The sequence below is a fragment of the Sphingobium sp. LMA1-1-1.1 genome (assembly GCF_040676365.1).
Classification (GTDB): Bacteria; Pseudomonadota; Alphaproteobacteria; order Sphingomonadales; family Sphingomonadaceae; genus Sphingobium.
Map to the genome: position 1 here is coordinate 172310 of NZ_JBEGHS010000045.1, position 17015 is coordinate 189324.

Annotated in this window: 22 protein-coding genes and 1 pseudogene; 11 read left to right on the plus strand and 12 right to left on the minus strand. The window is 60.2% G+C overall.

The genetic code is table 11. The features are described from left to right. Positions 1–8: 8 nt before the first annotated feature. Together MRBLMA1_RS17515 and MRBLMA1_RS17520 are read left to right on the plus strand one after the other, a co-directional pair. The gene (locus MRBLMA1_RS17515) at positions 9–1154 is read left to right on the plus strand and encodes a TrbI/VirB10 family protein (protein ID WP_363738949.1); all 1146 of its coding nucleotides are present in this window, start codon (positions 9–11) and stop codon (positions 1152–1154) included. A 1-nt stretch (position 1155) separates the two neighbouring features. Continuing rightward, positions 1156–1398 carry a DUF2274 domain-containing protein gene (locus tag MRBLMA1_RS17520; RefSeq protein WP_363738494.1) on the plus strand — a complete coding sequence of 81 codons (243 nt, stop codon included), beginning with the start codon at positions 1156–1158 and terminating at the stop codon, positions 1396–1398. Here the strand turns inward: MRBLMA1_RS17520 and MRBLMA1_RS17525 are convergent. Together MRBLMA1_RS17525 and MRBLMA1_RS17530 are read right to left on the minus strand one after the other, a co-directional pair. Continuing rightward, positions 1328–2287, minus strand: coding sequence for a LysR family transcriptional regulator (locus MRBLMA1_RS17525; protein WP_363738495.1), 960 nt, complete (start codon positions 2285–2287; stop codon positions 1328–1330). The two genes, MRBLMA1_RS17520 and MRBLMA1_RS17525, sit on opposite strands and share 71 nt — an antisense overlap. Positions 2288–2298: 11 nt before the next feature. After that, complete coding sequence (locus tag MRBLMA1_RS17530; protein ID WP_363738496.1) at positions 2299–3216, minus strand: NAD(P)-dependent oxidoreductase; 918 nt, start codon at positions 3214–3216, stop codon at positions 2299–2301. A 91-nt stretch (positions 3217–3307) separates the two neighbouring features. On the opposite strand from MRBLMA1_RS17530, the gene MRBLMA1_RS17535 reads away from it, so the two are divergent. Continuing rightward, entirely contained in the window at positions 3308–4195 is an 888-nt protein-coding gene (locus MRBLMA1_RS17535; protein ID WP_363738498.1) for a LysR substrate-binding domain-containing protein, read from the plus strand. 58 nt (positions 4196–4253) lie between these two features. On the opposite strand, the gene MRBLMA1_RS17540 is transcribed toward MRBLMA1_RS17535, so the two are convergent. From MRBLMA1_RS17540 to tnpA, 5 genes are all read right to left on the minus strand, one after another. Beyond that, complete coding sequence (locus MRBLMA1_RS17540; protein WP_363738499.1) at positions 4254–4931, minus strand: LysR substrate-binding domain-containing protein; 678 nt, start codon at positions 4929–4931, stop codon at positions 4254–4256. Positions 4932–5018: 87 nt separating this feature from the next. Further along, positions 5019–5621 (minus strand): plasmid pRiA4b ORF-3 family protein, encoded by a 603-nt coding sequence (locus MRBLMA1_RS17545; protein ID WP_363738501.1) that lies wholly within the window; start codon positions 5619–5621, stop codon positions 5019–5021. Then, positions 5618–7168 carry an IS66 family transposase gene (gene tnpC, locus MRBLMA1_RS17550; RefSeq protein ID WP_363738503.1) on the minus strand — a complete coding sequence of 517 codons (1551 nt, stop codon included), beginning with the start codon at positions 7166–7168 and terminating at the stop codon, positions 5618–5620. Before tnpC ends, MRBLMA1_RS17545 begins: the two co-directional genes overlap by 4 nt. Positions 7169–7223: 55 nt before the next feature. Then, entirely contained in the window at positions 7224–7571 is a 348-nt protein-coding gene (gene tnpB / locus MRBLMA1_RS17555) for an IS66 family insertion sequence element accessory protein TnpB (protein WP_363738505.1), read from the minus strand. Beyond that, positions 7568–8260 (minus strand): IS66-like element accessory protein TnpA, encoded by a 693-nt coding sequence (tnpA, locus tag MRBLMA1_RS17560; protein WP_363738506.1) that lies wholly within the window; start codon positions 8258–8260, stop codon positions 7568–7570. Before tnpA ends, tnpB begins: the two co-directional genes overlap by 4 nt. Between tnpA and MRBLMA1_RS17565 the strand changes: the two genes are divergently transcribed. The 5 genes and pseudogenes from MRBLMA1_RS17565 (at position 8237) to bla (ending at position 10936) form a co-directional block, all read left to right on the plus strand. Beyond that, positions 8237–8794 carry a VOC family protein gene (locus MRBLMA1_RS17565; RefSeq protein ID WP_363738508.1) on the plus strand — a complete coding sequence of 186 codons (558 nt, stop codon included), beginning with the start codon at positions 8237–8239 and terminating at the stop codon, positions 8792–8794. The two genes, tnpA and MRBLMA1_RS17565, sit on opposite strands and share 24 nt — an antisense overlap. A 128-nt stretch (positions 8795–8922) precedes the next feature. Continuing rightward, positions 8923–9201: pseudogene (locus MRBLMA1_RS22325) on the plus strand (VOC family protein); the annotation flags it as partial. Beyond that, positions 9192–9314 (plus strand): hypothetical protein, encoded by a 123-nt coding sequence (locus MRBLMA1_RS22330; RefSeq protein WP_414714774.1) that lies wholly within the window; start codon positions 9192–9194, stop codon positions 9312–9314. The pseudogene MRBLMA1_RS22325 and the gene MRBLMA1_RS22330, both read left to right, overlap by 10 nt. 59 nt (positions 9315–9373) lie before the next feature. After that, positions 9374–9811, plus strand: a complete 438-nt coding sequence (locus tag MRBLMA1_RS17575) for an acetyltransferase (protein WP_363738512.1) — start codon at positions 9374–9376, stop codon at positions 9809–9811. Positions 9812–10051: 240 nt separating this feature from the next. After that, complete coding sequence (bla, locus tag MRBLMA1_RS17580) at positions 10052–10936, plus strand: class A beta-lactamase (protein WP_112296154.1); 885 nt, start codon at positions 10052–10054, stop codon at positions 10934–10936. 371 nt (positions 10937–11307) lie between these two features. Here bla and MRBLMA1_RS17585 read toward each other — a convergent pair whose 3' ends face one another. Together MRBLMA1_RS17585 and MRBLMA1_RS17590 are read right to left on the minus strand one after the other, a co-directional pair. Next, positions 11308–12096, minus strand: a complete 789-nt coding sequence (locus MRBLMA1_RS17585) for an alpha/beta fold hydrolase (RefSeq protein WP_112948876.1) — start codon at positions 12094–12096, stop codon at positions 11308–11310. Between the two features lie 230 nt (positions 12097–12326). Beyond that, positions 12327–13226 carry a LysR substrate-binding domain-containing protein gene (locus tag MRBLMA1_RS17590; protein WP_363738514.1) on the minus strand — a complete coding sequence of 300 codons (900 nt, stop codon included), beginning with the start codon at positions 13224–13226 and terminating at the stop codon, positions 12327–12329. Between the two features lie 173 nt (positions 13227–13399). Here MRBLMA1_RS17590 and MRBLMA1_RS17595 point away from each other — a divergent pair, with 173 nt between their 5' ends. Genes MRBLMA1_RS17595 through MRBLMA1_RS17605 form a run of 3 tightly spaced genes read left to right on the plus strand, consistent with a single transcriptional unit; the run spans position 13400 to position 15141 of the window. Further along, positions 13400–13948, plus strand: a complete 549-nt coding sequence (locus tag MRBLMA1_RS17595) for a hypothetical protein (protein ID WP_363738515.1) — start codon at positions 13400–13402, stop codon at positions 13946–13948. A 42-nt stretch (positions 13949–13990) separates the two neighbouring features. Next, positions 13991–14281, plus strand: coding sequence for a hypothetical protein (locus tag MRBLMA1_RS17600; protein ID WP_363738517.1), 291 nt, complete (start codon positions 13991–13993; stop codon positions 14279–14281). Between the two features lie 20 nt (positions 14282–14301). Further along, positions 14302–15141, plus strand: a complete 840-nt coding sequence (locus MRBLMA1_RS17605) for an MBL fold metallo-hydrolase (RefSeq protein WP_363738519.1) — start codon at positions 14302–14304, stop codon at positions 15139–15141. A 60-nt stretch (positions 15142–15201) separates the two neighbouring features. On the opposite strand, the gene MRBLMA1_RS17610 is transcribed toward MRBLMA1_RS17605, so the two are convergent. Genes MRBLMA1_RS17610 through MRBLMA1_RS17620 form a run of 3 tightly spaced genes read right to left on the minus strand, consistent with a single transcriptional unit; the run spans position 15202 to position 16849 of the window. Beyond that, entirely contained in the window at positions 15202–15564 is a 363-nt protein-coding gene (locus MRBLMA1_RS17610; RefSeq protein ID WP_023288336.1) for a DUF4180 domain-containing protein, read from the minus strand. Beyond that, positions 15561–16412: an alpha/beta fold hydrolase gene (locus MRBLMA1_RS17615; RefSeq protein WP_023288335.1), complete on the minus strand. Its 852-nt coding sequence runs from the start codon at positions 16410–16412 to the stop codon at positions 15561–15563. Before MRBLMA1_RS17615 ends, MRBLMA1_RS17610 begins: the two co-directional genes overlap by 4 nt. 17 nt (positions 16413–16429) lie before the next feature. Next, positions 16430–16849: a helix-turn-helix domain-containing protein gene (locus tag MRBLMA1_RS17620; protein WP_023288334.1), complete on the minus strand. Its 420-nt coding sequence runs from the start codon at positions 16847–16849 to the stop codon at positions 16430–16432. Positions 16850–17015 lie beyond the last annotated feature (166 nt).

Below are 17015 nucleotides of genomic sequence, written 5' to 3' on the forward strand. Positions count from 1 at the left end.
TTGCGCCGATGCGGCTGCGCCCCGAACCGCCGCGCGTCACTCGCCTGTCGCGCAAGGTGCTGATCGGTCTCGGCGCTGCCGGGAGCCTCGCGATCAGCGGCGCGCTCTATTACGCGCTCCAAACCCGCAATGGCGGCCAGGGGCAGGAACTCTATTCCACCGACAATCGCTCGACGCCGGACGGCATCAACGGTCTGCCGAAGGATTATTCGGGCGTGCCGAAGCTCGGGCCGCCGTTGCCCGGCGATCTCGGCCGTCCGATCCTCAATGCGCAGAATGGCGGCCAGCCGATTCCCGCACCGGGGATCACCACGCCCGTGCCATCCGGCCCCAGTCCGGAGGAACAGCGCCGCGCCCAGGAACTGGAAGCAGCGCGGCTCGCCAAGCTTTTTGCCACGACCGAGACCCGACCCGCGACCAATAGCACCGCCATGTCGCCCACCGCGACTGCCACGCCATCCACGGACCTCGCTGGCCTTGGCCTTGCGCCCCAGCCGGCAACCCCCTCGGCCCAGCAGCGCCAACAGGCGTTCCTCGACGCCGCGCCCGACAAGCGCACCGTCTCGCCTGATCGGGTCGCCGCACCCGCATCAGCCAACGTGCTTCAGGCGGGGGCGGTCATTGCCGCAGCCCTGATCACCGGCATCCGTTCCGATCTGCCCGGCCAGATCACCGCGCAGGTCACTGAGAACATCTACGACAGTCCGACAGGCAAGATCCTGTTGATCCCACAGGGAACGCGCGTCGTTGGCCAATACGACAACGGCGTTGGCTTCGGCCAGAAGCGCATCCTGCTCGTCTGGAACCGGCTGATCTTCCCGAATGGCCGTTCGATCGTGCTGGAACGCCAGCCGGGCGCGGACGCCGAAGGTTATGCCGGCCTTCAGGATGGCGTCGACTACCATTGGGGCGAGCTGTTCAAGGCGGCCGCTCTCTCCACCCTGCTGTCGATCGGGAGCCAGATGGGGTCTTCGAGCGACGAAAGCGAGATCGCCCGCGCGCTGCGTCAGGGTGCGTCCGACAGCATCAGCCAGGTGGGCCGGCAGGTCGTCGGCCGCCAGCTCGATATCGCCCCGACGCTCACCATCGGTCTGGGCTTCCCCGTCCGCGTGCTCGTCACCCGCGATCTCGTACTCGAACCCTACAGAGGTTGAAATGTCCAAGCTGAAACTCGGTCCCATCGCCGACGACAAGCCGGTCAAGGTGACGCTGGAACTGCCCGCCGATTTGCACCGCGATCTCGCGGCCTATGCCGACATCCTCGCCAGAGAGGCCGGGCACGCCACTGCCGATCCCGTCCGGCTCATCGTCCCCATGCTGGAGCGCTTCATCGCGTCGGATCGGGGATTTGCGAAGGCGCGAAAGGCTCAGGCGCGCAATGCTCAACAGCAGCAATAGATCGTACAATCTCCAGAAATCCGAAAACAGCAGGGTTTTCTTCGGCTTCTGACCACACGGCACTCCACGGCACATCCTCGGTGTCGTGAGCGATTGGCCGAAAAACTGCGCCTTTGACCGACAACCCAAGAGCTGACGCGCTGGTCACGGTTGCTCCGTAGCCCATAGCCACCAGATTTATGAGATTTTCCCGGGCAACATGATGTACCTCGATTCTGGGCCTGAACCCCATCTGCCCGATTTTTCGGACGAGAAGATCAAGGACATCTGGGCCTGAGCCATTACTGCTGAGGATGAACGTCTCCGAGCGAATGTCCTCCCAAGAGAGTTCCGACTTAATCGCCAGAGAATGAGAATCAGGTAGCACAGCAAAAATGCGCTCTCGCCATAAGATTTCGCTCTTATGGCGGGGCAACTGAGGCAGTCCCGCAACGAAGACGATATCCAAGTCTCCTTTCGTCAACCGGTCCAGATTGTTCTCTGCAGTTCCTTCGTGCAATATGATCTTAATCCTCGGATGCCGCCGTCTCACTTCCTTGAGCGCGAGATGCAGGAATCCCGCAGCCAGGGAAGCAAGAATACCGATACGCAGCATGCTGGTATGCAATTCACCCTTTGATGAACCCAAACGGACGGCACGACGAAGTTGATCGATTCCAGGCGCTGCCTCTTTGAGGAAATTATCGCCCGCATGTGTTAACCGAACCCCTCGTCTATCTCGAACGAAAAGCGTGAAACCCAAGCGGTGTTCGAGAAGTTGGATACGGCGCGTTACCGTGGATTGTGATGTATCCAGCGCAAGTGCCGTCTGCCGAAAACTACCGTGCGCGGCGGCCGCGATAGCGCAGCGAAGGTACCGAAGATCAAACGTGAGGTCTGGCACGTCCATCCGATCTTCATTCACGCCTTGCTCTCGGCGCTTTTCGCTAGCGAAATCGCTGTGGTTCGCTCTTCGATTGCTCGGACCACAGCGATCATATCGTCGCCGCCAAGGCCCAAGGCTTCCGTCTCTGCGTAGAGCGTGAAGCAGGCGTCCATCTGAGGCGAGGCTATGGCTGCCTCCCGGGCGGCTTCAATGACGAGCCGGCTGTTCTTCAGAACGTCGGAAATCCCTGCCTGACGCTCGAAATCTCGACGTACCACCTTCGCAGCCTTGATCCGCGACACGTCGCTCGCCATCGGGCCGGCGTCAAGAATGGTGATGAAACGGTTTAGATCGAGACCGTGCCGCTCGGCAAAATGCGCCGCCTCGGCGAGCCCGGTTACCATGGTGATCAGAAACACGTTAACCGCGAGCTTCATGCGCAGAGCGTTGGGTGCCGGGCCACAATCGAAGACTTCCCGACAAAGCGGTTCGAGTATAGGCCGTATCTCGGCCAGGTCCTCTTTCTCCCCCGCCAGCATCCCCACAAGTTCACCGGCCTCCGCAGGCTTGCGCGACCCCGAGACTGGTGCCTCCACATAGCGCCCGCCTGCCTTCTTGATCTCGTTTGCCAACGCAAATGAGTAGCCGGGGCGCACCGTGCCCATCGCGACGATCCGGCGTCCGGCCACACGTTGGGTAAAATCGGGTAATCCGCGGCCAAGCACGGCGTCGGTGGCAGCCTCGTCGGCAAGCATCAGGATAACCGTCTCGGATCTTTCAAATATTTCGGCAGCGCTGGGTGCCGCGATCGCGCCGAGTTCCACCAGCGGCCCGCAACGCTCAGCAGAACGGTTCCACACGATCAGTTTCGTTCCCGCTCGGACGAGATTTAAAGCCATCGGCAATCCCATTGTGCCCAGCCCAATGAACCCGATCGACGTCGACTTATTCATCCTGTGTCTCCTGTTTTCTCAGGAGATTAATCCATCCTAACAAATTCGAAAATTTGATAAGGTTGAATTCCAACTTCAAGGAATCGGGTAGATGGTGCCACAGTTCGACATTGAAGCGCTGCGTACGATAATCGTGGGCACCGACCTCGGGAGTTTCGCGCGCGCCGCTCTACATCTCGGCAGATCGCAGTCAGCTGTCAGTATGCAGCTGAAGCGCCTCGAAGAGCAGGCAGGTCATGCCCTGTTCCACCGGCGCGGTCGCGGATTGGTACCAACGGAAGCAGGCGACACTCTCCTCAGTTACGCGCGTCGGATCGTAGCCATGCATGATGAGGCAGCCATGGCGTTGGGTGCATCGGTGGCACCGCCAACCATCCGCCTGGGCCTGCCACAGGATTTCTTCGAGGACGTCATGCCCAGTGCTCTCGCGACCTTTTCCCAGAAACGACCGAACGTGCATGTCGCGGTCCGTGCAGGCAGAAACTACGCGCTCGAAGACGAAGTAAAGTCCGGGCGGCTCGATCTTGCTCTCGCTTTCGCAGGCATGGATCGTCCGGGAACTGGGGAACTCCTGGCGACGATGCCGATGTTGTGGCTTTCCAAAGATGAAGACAGTGAACCGCTTCGTGATGTCTCTGGCACTCTTCCGCTTGTGCTCTTTGATCATCCCTGCCTGTTCCGGCAGGCTGCACTTCGCTCGCTTGATGAGGCTGGCGTCCGATGGCGCCTTTCCCTTACGACGCCCAGCCTGCCCGGTGTTTGGGCTGCCTTACGATTTGGATTGGGCGTCACCGTACGCACAGCCCATGGCGTGCCGCCCGGAATACGCCGGCTGGACAATTGCTTGCCGGCACTGCCGCCACTTGAGTTGCGGATGTTGAAGCAGGAACATCTGCCAGAAGCCGCTCAGGATCTCGCGCACATCCTCAAGGCTACGATCGAAAATCCAGGCGTGGTTGACCAACTGCCGACACGGTGAACGGTGCCAAGCACGTCCCTGCTGCCAAGCTCACGGTGCTCGACGACTGCCCGGATATCTACCTCTGCCCCTTGGCACCGGCTATCGCGGCGATTTCCTCTCGGAGCCATCTATGCGGGGCATCCTTTTCGCGACGTCGATGCCATGTCTGGACGAATGGAAAGCTGCTCAGCTGAAACGGCAGTTCGCTGCACTGGAGGCCTCTCTTTCCCAGATGCTCAATGCTACGCTTCGCTGCGGTCAGCACGAGATCGCTTCCCCTGACAAGGTCGGGTGCGGCAGACCAATGTGGAAGCTGAACTGTGATGCGGCGCTTGTAACCAAGACGTGCAAGCGCGTCGTCGACCTCACTGTCGTCTTGCAACGCAACACTAACGCGCACATGAGGACGAGCGAGATAGTCATCGAAGGAAAACACGCCCCGTCCGCTCGATTCATCGAACAGGCAAGCAAACGTCTCCTCAAAGAGCAGTGCACTTTTGAGGTCGGCGTGACCAGCCTGCTTGAGGATGGGATATACCCCAACCGCCAGATCAATCTCCCCGTCTATCAGCGCGGCAAGCGCGCGTTCCCTACCATATGATACGATGGAAAGGTCCACCAACGGTGCCGACTTTCGAAGTCGCGATACCAGGGTGGGCAGGAGGATTGCCGCTCCATAGTCCGACAGAGAAAGACGAAAATGGCGGTGGCACTGCTCCGCGTTGAAGGACGGCTGGGCGACCATGGAGCGCATCAGCGCAAGGGCCTCACCCAGTGGCTCAGCGAGTTGAAGCGCCCGCGCTGTTGGCTGCAGGGTAAGCGTGGGCGCTAGACCGCCTTGTTATTGCGCGCGGCTCTTCTGGTAGGCGAGTTTGCCGGCGTGTCGGCGGATGGCGATGGCGGCGACGGCGCGGCGGGTGAAGCGTTCGTCGATGTCGTCGGCGTTGTAGGGGCCTCCATACCATTCGCGTAAGGAGTCGTGTTCTTCGTGGCCGGGGTCGGCCATGGCATCGAGGAACATCTCGAACCCAGGCAAGCCGCCGACGTCCTCGGGCGGACAGCGCCTTTCCCCGTCGATGAAGCACGGATATTTGACGTCGGGTTCGCCGTGGCCGACGGTCTCGACGGTGATGGTGTGCCGCCAGTCGTCGCCCATGTCATAGGTGTAGACGAACTCCCGCACGCCCCGGTCGATGAGCGTCGCGAGCTTCACGTTTTTGGCTGCGGTCATGCCGCTCTCCGGCCACATCGGGTCGGGGATGCCGTAGCGCCGGTCGCCGGCCTCGAAATGCCACAGATGGCAATCTTCCCAGCCCATTGAGGCCTGGACGATGTCGTGGAGCATCTTGAAGCTGGCGGTGACCGGCACGTCGACCCGGCGCCAGATGGCGGGCTCGATGTCGTCCAGGACGATATGCAGGCGGGCGATGATCTCGGCGCTCATGCCGCCAGTCTGGCAGGTTCGGGGGACCAGTTCCACGGCATGAGTTCGTCCCAGCGACTGGCGGGCCAGTCGCCCGCGACCCTGGCGATGACGTCGGCGATATAGGCCTGCGGGTCGACACCGTTCGCCTTGCAGGTCTGGATGACGGTGTAGATCGCCGCGGCACGCTCGCCACCGGCGCGCGAGCCAGCGAACAGCCAGTTGCGGCGTCCGACCGCAACGCCGCGCAGCGCACGTTCCGCGATATTGTTGTCGATCTCGAGGCGACCATCATCGAGGAAGCGCGACAGCGCCGGCCAGCGCTTGGTGCCATAGGCGATGGCCCGTGCCATGTCGGATTTGGGTGACAAACGGCGCAAGGCTGCATCGAGCACCTCACGCAAGGCGTCGACCAGGGGCCGGCTTTTCTCCTTCCGGGCACGACATCGCACATCGGGTGGTTGGCCGCGAACCTCGGCCTCGACAGCGTAAAGGGTGCCGATGCGTTCGAGGATGTCGGTGGTCAGTGGCGTGGGCGAGCGCTCGTGCAGGTCGAAGACCTTGCGCCGGAAATGCGCCCAGCAGGCGACCTCGGTGACGCCGCCGCGGTAGAGCCCGTCGTATCCGGCATAGGCATCCGCCTGAAGAAAACCGCGGAAGCCGGCGAGATGAGACATGGGATGTGCGGCGGTGCGGTCGGGCGTGAAGCGATACCAGGTCGCGCGTGGCGCCGTGCCGCCGGACGCCTGGTCGTCGGCGGCATACACCCACAGCCGCCCGGTCGCGGTCTTGCCGCGACCGGGGTCGAGTACCGGCACGGGCGTATCGTCGGCATGGATCTTTTCGGTCTTGAGGACCGCGTCACGGATGCGGCTGACGACGGGGTCGAGCAGCGCTGCGGCCTGTCCGGTCCAGCCCGCCAATGTCGAGCGGTCGATGTCGAGCCCCTGCGCGGCCATCATCTCGGCCTGGCGGTAGAGCGGCAGATGGTGGTCGAACTTCGAGACGACGATGTGCGCCAGCGTCGCGAAGGTGGCCTTGCCGCGTGCCACGGCGCTGACCGGGGCGGCAGCCTGGACGATCTTCTCACATACCCGGCAGCTGTATTTGGGGCGGACATTGCGCACGACGCGCCAGCGCACCGGCACGATGTCGAGCATCTCGTGCGCATCTGCCCCAAGCGGGCGCAACGCACCGCCACAGTCCGGGCAGGTGCAGGCACCCGACGCCGGCTCGTGGACGACCTCTTCGCGCGGCAGATGTCCCGGCAAACTGCGGACGGGCATCGGCCGAACCACTACGCCGCTGTCGGCCACCTCGGGCACAGGTGCATCGCGCTCCGTTTCCAGTTCCTCCAGCGCCAATTCGAGCTGCTCGATCTCGCGGCCGAGCTTCTCGGACGAGGCACCGAACTGCATCCGCCGCAGCCGCGCGATCTGTCCGCGCAGGGTGTCGATGAGCAGGTCGCGGGCGGCAAGTGCGGCATTCGCCCGGGCGAGCGAGGCTTGCAGCGCGGCGATCCGCGCGGCGGCATCAGCAGGGGGAGCGGACGCTTCCGGCACCCGCATTTCATAGCAGATCGCAGGTCGGGGAGCGAGGGAAAGTGGCGCAAAACTGCCGTTTTCATCCTGCCAACGTCGGCGCGAACGTCCGTTCCGGCCGGCGCCAGTCGATGCCCTCCAGCAGCATCGACAATTGCGCCGGCGTCAGCGTCACGGTGCCGGTCGCCGTCACCGGCCAGACGAAACGGCCACGGTCGAGCCGCTTGGAGAACAGACAAAGCCCCTGGCCATCGAACCACAGCAGCTTGACCAGATGACCGCGCTTGCCGCGGAACGCGAACAGCGCGCCCGCATGCGGGTTCTGCGCCAGCACCTGCTGCACCAGCACCGCCAGGCCATCGAACCCCTTGCGCATGTCGGTCACACCGCACGCCAGGAACACCCGCGTCGGCAGCCGCACCGGGTTCACCGCAGCACCGACAACACCCGTGCAAGCGCGTCCGCATCCACGCCCGCATCGACATTCACCCGCACGCCGCCCGGCAGTTCGATCTGGATAAGCCCCGATGAACAGGGCGCTGGCTGCGATGTCGGCACAACCGGTTCCGCCACCTGCACTTCGGCAAACACCGGCAACGACGGCACCACGCACACCAGCTTGCCCTCCCGCAACTGCTTGCGCCACGTGTAGATCAGGCTGCTCGACACCTCGCGACGGGCGATGACGTCGCAGACCCGCACACCCGGCCGGAACGCCTCGGCCAGGATCTCCAGCTTCTCCTCGTCCGACCATCGCCGGCGACCCGACATCCGGCCGACCACCTCCATCCGACCAGTCATACGAGTGCTCGTATGACTGGTCGTAGAACCTACAACTTCCCGCACCGCCAGCGCCCTCGTCAAAGGCGATAAACATCCCCACCGCTGGCGTTGCCGCAAGGCGGCCTCCAGACCGCGCTTACGCTGCAGGCCGCCTTCGCCTCTCACCAGCAGCGGATCGTTGAAGATGTCCCTTAACCTCGCCAGAGCGTGGCTGACCGCCGGCTGCGAACGGTTGAGCCGCAATGCTGCGCGCGAGACATGTCGCTCCTCGATCAGCGCCTCGAGAAACGGCAGCAAACTCAAATCGGATGGATGGAAATCATTCGTATCCCGCATGATTCCTATATAGATCTTCGATTTCCATTCGATCTGTCAATGATGCAAATTGAGGGAAAAGGAGAATTGAACATGATCCGGTCGCCCGAAACAGATCTAGGGTTGTCCCACGTAGCGCTGGTCGTGCGCGATCTCGATAAGAGCATCGCCTTCTATCAGGAATTTGCCGATCTTCAGGTAATTCATCGCCGAACCGCAGGCGGCGATATCGAAGAGGTCGCGTGGATGGCGGATGGCTCGCGCCCGTTCGCGCTTGTCCTCGTTGCATCTACGAATTTGAATGATACGCCACTCGGACCATTCGGTCACATAGGCATTGCGTGTGCCAAGCCGGGAGATGTCTCGCGCCGTGCGGCCGAAGCTGAGCGCCGCGGCATCCTGCGGTCTGCCCCGCGCAATGATGGGCCGCCGGTCGGCCTCTGGACGTATATCTCTGACCCGGATGGCAACACGCTTGAATTGTCGTTCGGGCAGGAAATAGCATTCAGTATCGGCAGTGGCCACGATGCTCTCGAAGTGTCGTCCCGAACTTGATCCGGAAGACCGAAAATCGGAAAGTAGCGAGCAGCGTAGCCGTCGTCGCCTCACAGATGGCTTTTGTCAATCACGGCTGCAGCGTGCCTTCTGTTCCGGTCGCCAGCCAGCATTATTGGAAACTTCTAATGGCTCTCCCCAAGCTACGCGTCGCCCGTCCCACCGACGATATAGAAGCGCTTATTCGTTTTTATGGAGACGGCCTCGGGCTGGAAATTTTGTATCGATTTGAGGACCACGATGGTTTCGACGGCGTGATGCTCGGACATGCAGGCGCACCTTATCATTTCGAGTTCACGAAGGCGCATGGACATGCCGCAGGTCGCGCGCCGACACGAGACAATCTCCTCGTGTTCTACCTTCCGGACCCTACAGAATGGCAGGTTGCCGTCGAAAGATGGAAGGAGCCGGGTTCAGAGCCGTCCCGGCGTTCAACCCCTATTGGGATCGCTCAGGCCGCACCTTTGAAGATCCCGATGGCTATAGGGTTGTGATCCAGCGGGCTGATTGGCATGCCTGACGGAGCAATGGGCTCTGCGTGGCTCCCTTTGTTTCCGGCAAATTAATGAGGAAGGCACAATGACTACAATTAGACGCTCCCGTCCTGACGAGGGCGACCGCGCAGTGGAAATTTGGCGTGGCGCGGTTGATGCAACACATGACTTTCTCTCGCCGGAGGATCGCCTTTCCATCGAAGAGATGGTGCGTGGCTTTCTGCCCCAAGCGCCGCTTTGGCTTGCCGTGGATGCCAATGACTATCCGCTAGCCTTCATGCTGATCGACAAGGGCCACATGGAGGCGCTGTTCGTCGATCCCGCATGTCGAGGAACTGGAATTGGTGCCGCGCTGGTACGCCACGGCCTTACACTTCATCCTAAAATGTCAACCGACGTCAATGAGCAGAACAGTCAGGCGGTCGGCTTCTATGAAAAAATGGGCTTCAAGCACATCGGTCGTTCTCCGCTCGACGGGCAAGGAAAACCTTATCCGCTCATCCACCTGAAGTACGGTGAATGACTGACATTTTTTTATTTCACAACCTGAAGTTCTTTGAAGTCACGCCGTGGCGGGCCACTAACGCGCGGCGCGAACCAAGTGGTGGACTGCAATCCACGTGGGCATACTGAATAATGCACGTAAACGCCCACAATCTTGTCAAAAAACGGTCTAAAAAAGCAGTATCGGTCCCGATGATTAACCTGACGCACGGGGTCGCGACAGATAGCAACTTGAAGATATGGCGGAAGCAAAGGCAAAATGACTCGGATGTTCACACGACGGACTACATTTTTGACCCCACTCATTGCATTGCCTTGGTTGTTAGGGCATGGCGCGCGCGCAGATAACGGCCGAAGCATCGTCGAAGACCGGCTCCGGGAACTCGAAATCCGTAGTGGTGGTCATCTTGGCGTGGCGGTCCTGGACACCGCGACCGGTCAGGTAATTGGGAACCGTCTCGATGAACGCTTCGCTCTGTGCAGCACGTTCAAGGCTCTGGCTATCGCGTTCACGCTCGCACGCGTTGATCGCGGAGAAGAGAAGCTGGACCGAAGAGTCTTCTTCGGCGAAAAGGATCTGGTTATGCCTTTCAAGGCGACTAAACCGCACCTTACTGACGGCATGACAGTTGAGCAGCTCTGCGAAGCGGCAGCAATTGTCAGCGACAGCACCGCGGCAAATCTACTGATGGCCAGCTTCGGCGGACCTTCTGCATTGACCGCCTATCTGCGCTCAATAGGTGATCAAACGACCCGTATCGACAAGACCGAATTGGCTCTCAATATCGTCAAGTCCGGAGAGACGCACGACACGACTTCGCCGCGCGCGATGGTGGGCACACTGCAACGCATCGTGCTCGGCTCTGCTCTGTCGCCGACGTCGCGGGCGCACCTGACCGAGTGGATGATGGCGTCCAGGGATGCGGCCGCACAACGCCTGCGGGCTGGTTTACCGGCTGGGTGGCGGATCGCGAACAAACCCGGGACCTGGGAAGGAATATCGACCAACGATATCGGCGTGCTCTTCCCGCCCAATCGTCCTCCGATCGTCGTCGCGGCCTATCTGGGCAAGGCACGTGGCTCAGTGGCGGAGCAGGAAGCCGTTTTGGTCGACGTAGCACGCATCGTTACGAGAAACGTATAATCGAACGACTTGCCAGCGGCAGCGAAACGTCTACTGTCGATCGAGCAAGCCGTCACCTCAGCCGGTGCGGGGCGGAGTCTCCACTTCCGAAAGCAGCCAGCCTGTATCAGGCCGTCACTCAACTGGGCCTGCTCTGGGAGACAGGCTGAAGGTCGTGGAAATCGAATGAACTTCGAGCCAGGATGCCACCAGACGACCTTTCACGGCTTCCATCTCGACATAGAAGCGCAACGCCAATTCTACATGCATCTTGCGCATGAGGAACAAGGCTACCGCTTGCAAGAGGCAGATATCCTTCCCAGAGACCAACCGGCATCCGCTACGGCGCCCCTCGGCGTGCGCCGCACGAGATCCAAGGGGCGCGCCGGCGCTCATAGAGACCCGATCGTCCCCTTCATCAGAAGGCGCTCAAGCGTAGTTGCGAAGTACGGAGGCGCCTCCTCCATTGGGTAGTGGCCACAATTAACAATGGTTTCCACAGTCAGATCGTCAAACCATTGTCGAAATAGAGGCGCGACGGTCGCCTCATCCAAACCTGGATCATGGTCCCCTAGGATAAGGTTGACTTTTGTAGCCGAACCCAGAAGCCGTTGGGAGAAGTCCGTTCGGAACAACCCGAAATACTGCATCTTCACCTCGGGCGAGGAGGCAAGGCGGCTCCGAATCCGTTTCGCTTCCGTCCACCCCTTCGATAACTGGCCCGACAAATAACCAATCAACCTGCGAAATGCGTCGTCGTCCCGGGCAGTAGAAGCGAAAAACGCTAGCGCGTCGTCACTGGCCAGTGAACCGCTGGCTGGGATCGGACAGACAGCAGTCAGGCTGACGATGCGGTTTGGTACCAATACCGCAAGGTATTGCGCGATCATCGCGGACAGGGAATGCCCTACGATATGGAATCGCGGCCAATCGAGTTCATCGGCCAAGGCGATAATAGTCGATGCAGTCTGTTGAATGCTGGCTGGCCCGGCGTGACCGCGAGACAATCCGTAGCCTGGAAGATCAGCGAAGGCGTAATGAAACGTATTGCCGTCGATGTACGGCAAGATGGGGGTATATAAAGTGTGGTCTCCATGCCAGTCATGCAGCATGATGACCTTCTGTGGACCATTGCCAACTGTTTTACGGCCGATGATCGTAGAGCTTGTATCGTCTTTCATGTAGATCTCCTTTGGCGTTGCGCCAAAAAGATCTCGGCCGCCTTTCCGGCGGCGCTGATACGCAGCTTCCTTCTCACCTCGGCGTGTTGAAGTCAACCCCTGCCGATCTAAGCGCTTTTACAGCGACCAACGATATCGGCGCACTCTTCCCATCTAGTCGCCCTCAGATCGTCGTCGCGGCCTTTCTCGGCAAGGTGCGTGACTCTATGGCGGAACGGAAAGCCGCCTGCTCAGCCGGCGCGGGGCAGAGTTTGCACTACCGAAAGCAGCCAATCCGCAAATGCCTGTATCGGACCGTCACTCAACCGGATCGGCTCAGGAAGGATCAGGCTGAAGGTCTTGGAGATCGACTGGCCTTCAGGCCAGGGTGCGGCCAGACGACCTTCCGCCAATTCCGTCTCGACATAGAGGCGCGGCACCAGCGCAACGCCAAGTCCCGCAATCGCGGCCTCGATCAGCATGATGTGGAGGTCGTAGTATGAGCCGACCGCAGGATTGGTCAGCGTGATTCCGGTTTCCTGCGCATAACGCTGCCAGGCATCCGGGTTCTGGCGACGGTGCAGACGTGGCAGGCGGTCGAGCGACACCGCGTCTGCGCCTTTGTCGAGAAGCGCCGGATGACAGACAGGCACCAGCGTCTCGTGCAGCAACCGGTGCGTCCTCATTCCGGTCCATGCGGGATGCTCGTAATGGATGGCGGCGTCGAAACCGCTTCCGGCGAGCACAAATGGTTCCATTCGTTCGGCAAGATGCACGATGATGTTGGGATGGCGCTCTTGAAATCCTCCAAGGCGGGGAATGAGCCATCGCGTGGCGAACGTCGGAATTGTCGCGATATCGATGCTGGCGCCATCCTTGGGCTGCCCCATCAGATACTGGCTGTCACGTTCCAGCCGGTCGAGAGACTCTCGAACCTGGGCTGCATACCGTTCCCCGCTTGGCAGAAGCCTGACGCGATTGCCGACGCGCTCGAACAGCGTCACGCCGAGGAAAGCCTCCAGCCGACCGATCTGGCGGCTGATTGCTCCTTCGGTCAGTGCCAGCTCGTCCGCTGCGCGCGCGAAGCTGCCGTGACGCGCCGATGCCTCGAACGCCATGAGCGCTGAATTGCTGGGAATTTTACGGCGCATCGGAGGTCTCCGCAGGCTTGATCTGTGTTAGACCGACCCCAGCTTGATATTAGATCATTGAACGATGATGCAATATCGATATTCAGCGGATCGCTCGCCTTCTACCATGACAAAATGTCAATTACAAACGAAGCCGGAAGCGCTGCGCGGCCGGCCGGGCGGCCGGAGGCGATATGATGATTTATACGGTTGAATGCAGCTTTGCTGATCCGCACAGCGAAGCGGAATGGAACGCGTTTTACAACCTGGATAAGCTGCCCGCCCTGATTTCTGTCAGCGGCTTTCACACCTCACAGCGTTTCAAAGCGTTGAGCGCCGGCTGTCCCGTCTACCTCGCTCTCCATTCGATCGACAGCCTCGATACTCTGACCGGCGAAGAATATAGCCAGAAGGGCGGCGGCAATTTCGCCCGTTGGCAGCAACACATCACCGATTGGCACCGGAACCTGTACGAGGGCATCGAGCGCGCCCCGGCCGTCGGCGAAACCGAATATCTGGTGCTGAGCACAACAGGCCCTCAGCCGCTGCGCGAATTGGGCCTGACGCCGTTTGCGATGCGCGCGGTCGCCATGGAGAAGTTCCCGGAACATCGCTGGCTCGCGAAAGCAGGTCGCGACATGATCGGAGATATCGGACATCTGCCGGACGATGTTCACGTCTATGCGCCGATGACGCCGCAATTGACGAACGGCGATGACGTCGCCTCCGCAAGCGCGCGGTGAACGCCGATGCCGAATGTCACCCTCTACATCTCGCAAGACAGGATGCCGCCGGAAGAGACGCTCGTGGCGCTCACGGAGCGATGCACAGCGCTCTGCACCGGCATCCTTCGGGCGGCCTTGGAGAATGTGCATGTCATTTTTGTCACCGTTCGGCATGGCCGGGGGCATCCGGCCTTTGTCGAGATCCAGTATCGCCTCGAACCGTTCCGGACAGCGGCCGTGATGGACCGGTTCATGATGGAATTGGACGACGTCATTCAGTGCAGCACCGATCTGACCGCGCGCATTCGCTGCTTCGGCTATGAAGCGGCGAGCATCCACGCACGCAACTGAACTCACGCCAGAGACGAACCATGACGATGACCGAATTTCCCAGCCAGACCATTGGCGACCTTACTATCACCGCCATCAGTGACGGCTATCTCCACGCCAATTTCGGCCTACTCTCGAGTATCGATGCTAACGATGCCTCTCAATTGCAGGAGAATGCGGGGATACTGGATCACACCGCTATCCACATTAACTGCTATCTGGTGCGCGGACGTGGTCGCACGATTCTGATCGATGCCGGCGCGGGCGGTTTCAAACAATGGGGCGGCCGGCTGAAGGACAACCTCGCCCAGGCGGGCATCCAACCTGCTGCCATTCACGCCATCCTGTTGACGCACGCCCATCCAGACCATGTCGGCGGCCTGATCGACTCCTCAGGCGAAGCCGCATTCCCGAATGCCGAGCTCATCGTGTCTCAACAGGAAGTCGCGTTCTGGCAGGATGACGGTAATCTGAGCCGCGCGCCCGAGCGTGCCCATGGCAACTTCATCTTCGCCCGTCAGGCGTTTGCCGCTTATCGTGGCAGGTTGCGCATGTTCGAGACCGGAGACGTGCTTCCCGGCATGACGTCAGTTCCGCTCCCTGGTCATACGGCAGGACATACCGGCTACCGTCTTGAGTCCGGTGGCCAGAACCTGTTGGTCTGGGGCGACATAGTCCATTTCCCAGAGATCCAAATCCCGCGGCCGGACGTGTCGATCGCGTTCGATCAGGATACGCATCTCGCCGCAGCGACACGATCGAGGCTGCTGGATATTGTCAGTTCGGAACGGCTTCTGATCGCCGGAATGCATCTTGGTGAGCTCGGTTTCGCGCGCATCGAGCGAGCGGGGAGAAATTACCAAGTCGCCTATGAGGAGTGAGCACCGCAAACTCCACATGCGTGACAGAAGGTGTTCACGCTCGTTCGGTGTTTAGGAACGTCAGACCAACTTCCTGCCCAAGTCCTCCAGATCGCCCAGAAACCAGCACGACGATCCCTGATTTGATTCATACACGAAGTCCTTCAGCGCTCTGCTTCGCGCGCATGCACCTGAAATGTCGCCGAGGACTGCCAGGCGAAGTTGGTAATTGACGAATTTCTGAACGAGCAGCCCCGCAAATCCCGTTTGGAGATCGAAGAAATTCTGCGCCAATCGCACTGCGGGTAGTGCGACCAGATCGGCCCTTTCGCCAAAGGCGGTTCCGATGAGGCTGTTGACGTCAGCCTCTGTAGAAATGTGCTGACCGTTCGGGTCGCACGACAATACGCGTAAATTGCCCAGGATTGTAATGACGTCGCTCATGGAATGCGTCCCATTTGCTTGCCGCGAAGAAAATTGAAGATGGTTTCCCGCTGATTGGGGAGGTGATGAAAGGCCTGTTCCAGATAATGAAGTTGCGCGTTCGGCATAGTGCTCTCCACCCGCCGCCTGGTCTCGCTTGAATGGATAAGAGCATCCCGTCCCCCAACAATGATGAGGGCGGGCATCTTCAGGCTCCTGAGATCTGCATCTGAGACGAGCGGAATCGTAATCGACCGTGGGCGGACTTTCGAATGAATGCTGGAGACGAGATCCATCAAAGGTCGCGCCCTGTCGGCCAACGTTTGCGGCTGCGGGCCCATGACCATAGCGCGAACCTTTGCCTTTCCCCAGGAGCCGAGCAACAGAAGCGGCAAGGCTTTTAGGAAGAACGGCTTCTGGCGGCCGATTCCCGCCGGACAAAGCAACGCGAGACGATCGACACGAGACGGCCGGCGGACGGCGTAATCCAGAGCAAGCCACCCTCCGAAAGAAACGCCGACAAAGGCGGCGCTTTCCAGATCCAGCCCGGCAAGCACGTCGTCGAGCCACGTCGCGTACCTACCGCCTTCCAAGGGAAGCTGTTTAGCTGTACTCAGTCCTGGCTCCCCGATCACGTCGACGGCGTAGACACGAAACGACTGCGACCAAAGTTCGGCATCGAACATCCAGATTGCCGAATTGGTCAGCGCTCCATGCAGGAGGACGAGCGGGGGCGCATCCCTGGGACCACAGGCGACGACAAAAGTGGTGCCCTCTCGTGTATCGACCCAGAGGTGATCGGCAGCAACCGGCCATTGACCAAGAACGTTCCGATATTGATCGACGAGCACGGTGTCGAGTTTCGACATATTCGATATCTCCGTCGTCACCTGACCGCCTCCAGTTGCCTGTCCAGGCTCCTCAAGAGTTCGGAAGTATCGGATACGGAGCCGATCATTATCAGCTTCAAATGCCGCAACTCCGCATCATAGACGGAATTGAATTGAACGCGGTCGGGGCTGCGCTCCTGAGAAAGCAGCATTGCCTGAATGGTTACTGTCAGGCGACGCGACAGTTCGGGGGAGACATTCGGCACATCAACAACACAGGATACTCGTGCCGTGATCGGCTGCTGCGGAGCCCGCGCCGCGCCGGCGAATGCATCCAGGTGGGATCGTAGAATTCGATAGGATTTACCGATTTTCGTCCCTTGCAGGCGTCCTTCACGGATAAGCCGGAGCACGGTTTTCGGGTGCAGCGTCAAACGCTCCGCCGCCTGACCGACAGTATAAAACTCTTCAGACATGCCGCCAAAATCATCCTTATTATTCCATAAAAAGGGAACTTATGGATATAATAAGTAGCATTGCGGAACATGGCAAGGCGCAGCACACAGCGCAACTTGTTAGGTATGCCTGTCTCGAGCATCTCCGGGACTGATGACCGGCGCCGCGACTGAGAGCCAACGCCGT

Excerpts from the sequence above, each read along its gene's own strand:
- MRBLMA1_RS17620 (WP_023288334.1), bottom strand. The coding sequence starts at position 16,849 with ATGTCTGAAGAGTTTTATACTGTCGGTCAGGCGGCGGAGCGTTTGACG.
- MRBLMA1_RS17520 (WP_363738494.1), top strand. The coding sequence starts at position 1,156 with ATGTCCAAGCTGAAACTCGGTCCCATCGCCGACGACAAGCCGGTCAAG.
- MRBLMA1_RS17575 (WP_363738512.1), top strand. The coding sequence starts at position 9,374 with ATGACTACAATTAGACGCTCCCGTCCTGACGAGGGCGACCGCGCAGTG.
- MRBLMA1_RS17545 (WP_363738501.1), bottom strand. The coding sequence starts at position 5,621 with ATGAGCGCCGAGATCATCGCCCGCCTGCATATCGTCCTGGACGACATC.
- MRBLMA1_RS17535 (WP_363738498.1), top strand. The coding sequence starts at position 3,308 with ATGGTGCCACAGTTCGACATTGAAGCGCTGCGTACGATAATCGTGGGC.
- MRBLMA1_RS17585 (WP_112948876.1), bottom strand. The coding sequence starts at position 12,096 with ATGAAAGACGATACAAGCTCTACGATCATCGGCCGTAAAACAGTTGGC.
- MRBLMA1_RS17595 (WP_363738515.1), top strand. The coding sequence starts at position 13,400 with ATGATGATTTATACGGTTGAATGCAGCTTTGCTGATCCGCACAGCGAA.
- tnpA (WP_363738506.1), bottom strand. The coding sequence starts at position 8,260 with ATGCGGGATACGAATGATTTCCATCCATCCGATTTGAGTTTGCTGCCG.
- MRBLMA1_RS17540 (WP_363738499.1), bottom strand. The coding sequence starts at position 4,931 with ATGCGCTCCATGGTCGCCCAGCCGTCCTTCAACGCGGAGCAGTGCCAC.
- MRBLMA1_RS17525 (WP_363738495.1), bottom strand. The coding sequence starts at position 2,287 with ATGGACGTGCCAGACCTCACGTTTGATCTTCGGTACCTTCGCTGCGCT.
- MRBLMA1_RS17605 (WP_363738519.1), top strand. The coding sequence starts at position 14,302 with ATGACGATGACCGAATTTCCCAGCCAGACCATTGGCGACCTTACTATC.
- MRBLMA1_RS17600 (WP_363738517.1), top strand. The coding sequence starts at position 13,991 with ATGCCGCCGGAAGAGACGCTCGTGGCGCTCACGGAGCGATGCACAGCG.
- MRBLMA1_RS17590 (WP_363738514.1), bottom strand. The coding sequence starts at position 13,226 with ATGCGCCGTAAAATTCCCAGCAATTCAGCGCTCATGGCGTTCGAGGCA.
- tnpC (WP_363738503.1), bottom strand. The coding sequence starts at position 7,168 with ATGCGGGTGCCGGAAGCGTCCGCTCCCCCTGCTGATGCCGCCGCGCGG.
- MRBLMA1_RS17565 (WP_363738508.1), top strand. The coding sequence starts at position 8,237 with ATGGAAATCATTCGTATCCCGCATGATTCCTATATAGATCTTCGATTT.
- MRBLMA1_RS17530 (WP_363738496.1), bottom strand. The coding sequence starts at position 3,216 with ATGAATAAGTCGACGTCGATCGGGTTCATTGGGCTGGGCACAATGGGA.
- bla (WP_112296154.1), top strand. The coding sequence starts at position 10,052 with ATGACTCGGATGTTCACACGACGGACTACATTTTTGACCCCACTCATT.
- MRBLMA1_RS17615 (WP_023288335.1), bottom strand. The coding sequence starts at position 16,412 with ATGTCGAAACTCGACACCGTGCTCGTCGATCAATATCGGAACGTTCTT.
- MRBLMA1_RS17610 (WP_023288336.1), bottom strand. The coding sequence starts at position 15,564 with ATGAGCGACGTCATTACAATCCTGGGCAATTTACGCGTATTGTCGTGC.
- MRBLMA1_RS22330 (WP_414714774.1), top strand. The coding sequence starts at position 9,192 with ATGGAAGGAGCCGGGTTCAGAGCCGTCCCGGCGTTCAACCCCTATTGG.
- MRBLMA1_RS17515 (WP_363738949.1), top strand. The coding sequence starts at position 9 with ATGCGGCTGCGCCCCGAACCGCCGCGCGTCACTCGCCTGTCGCGCAAG.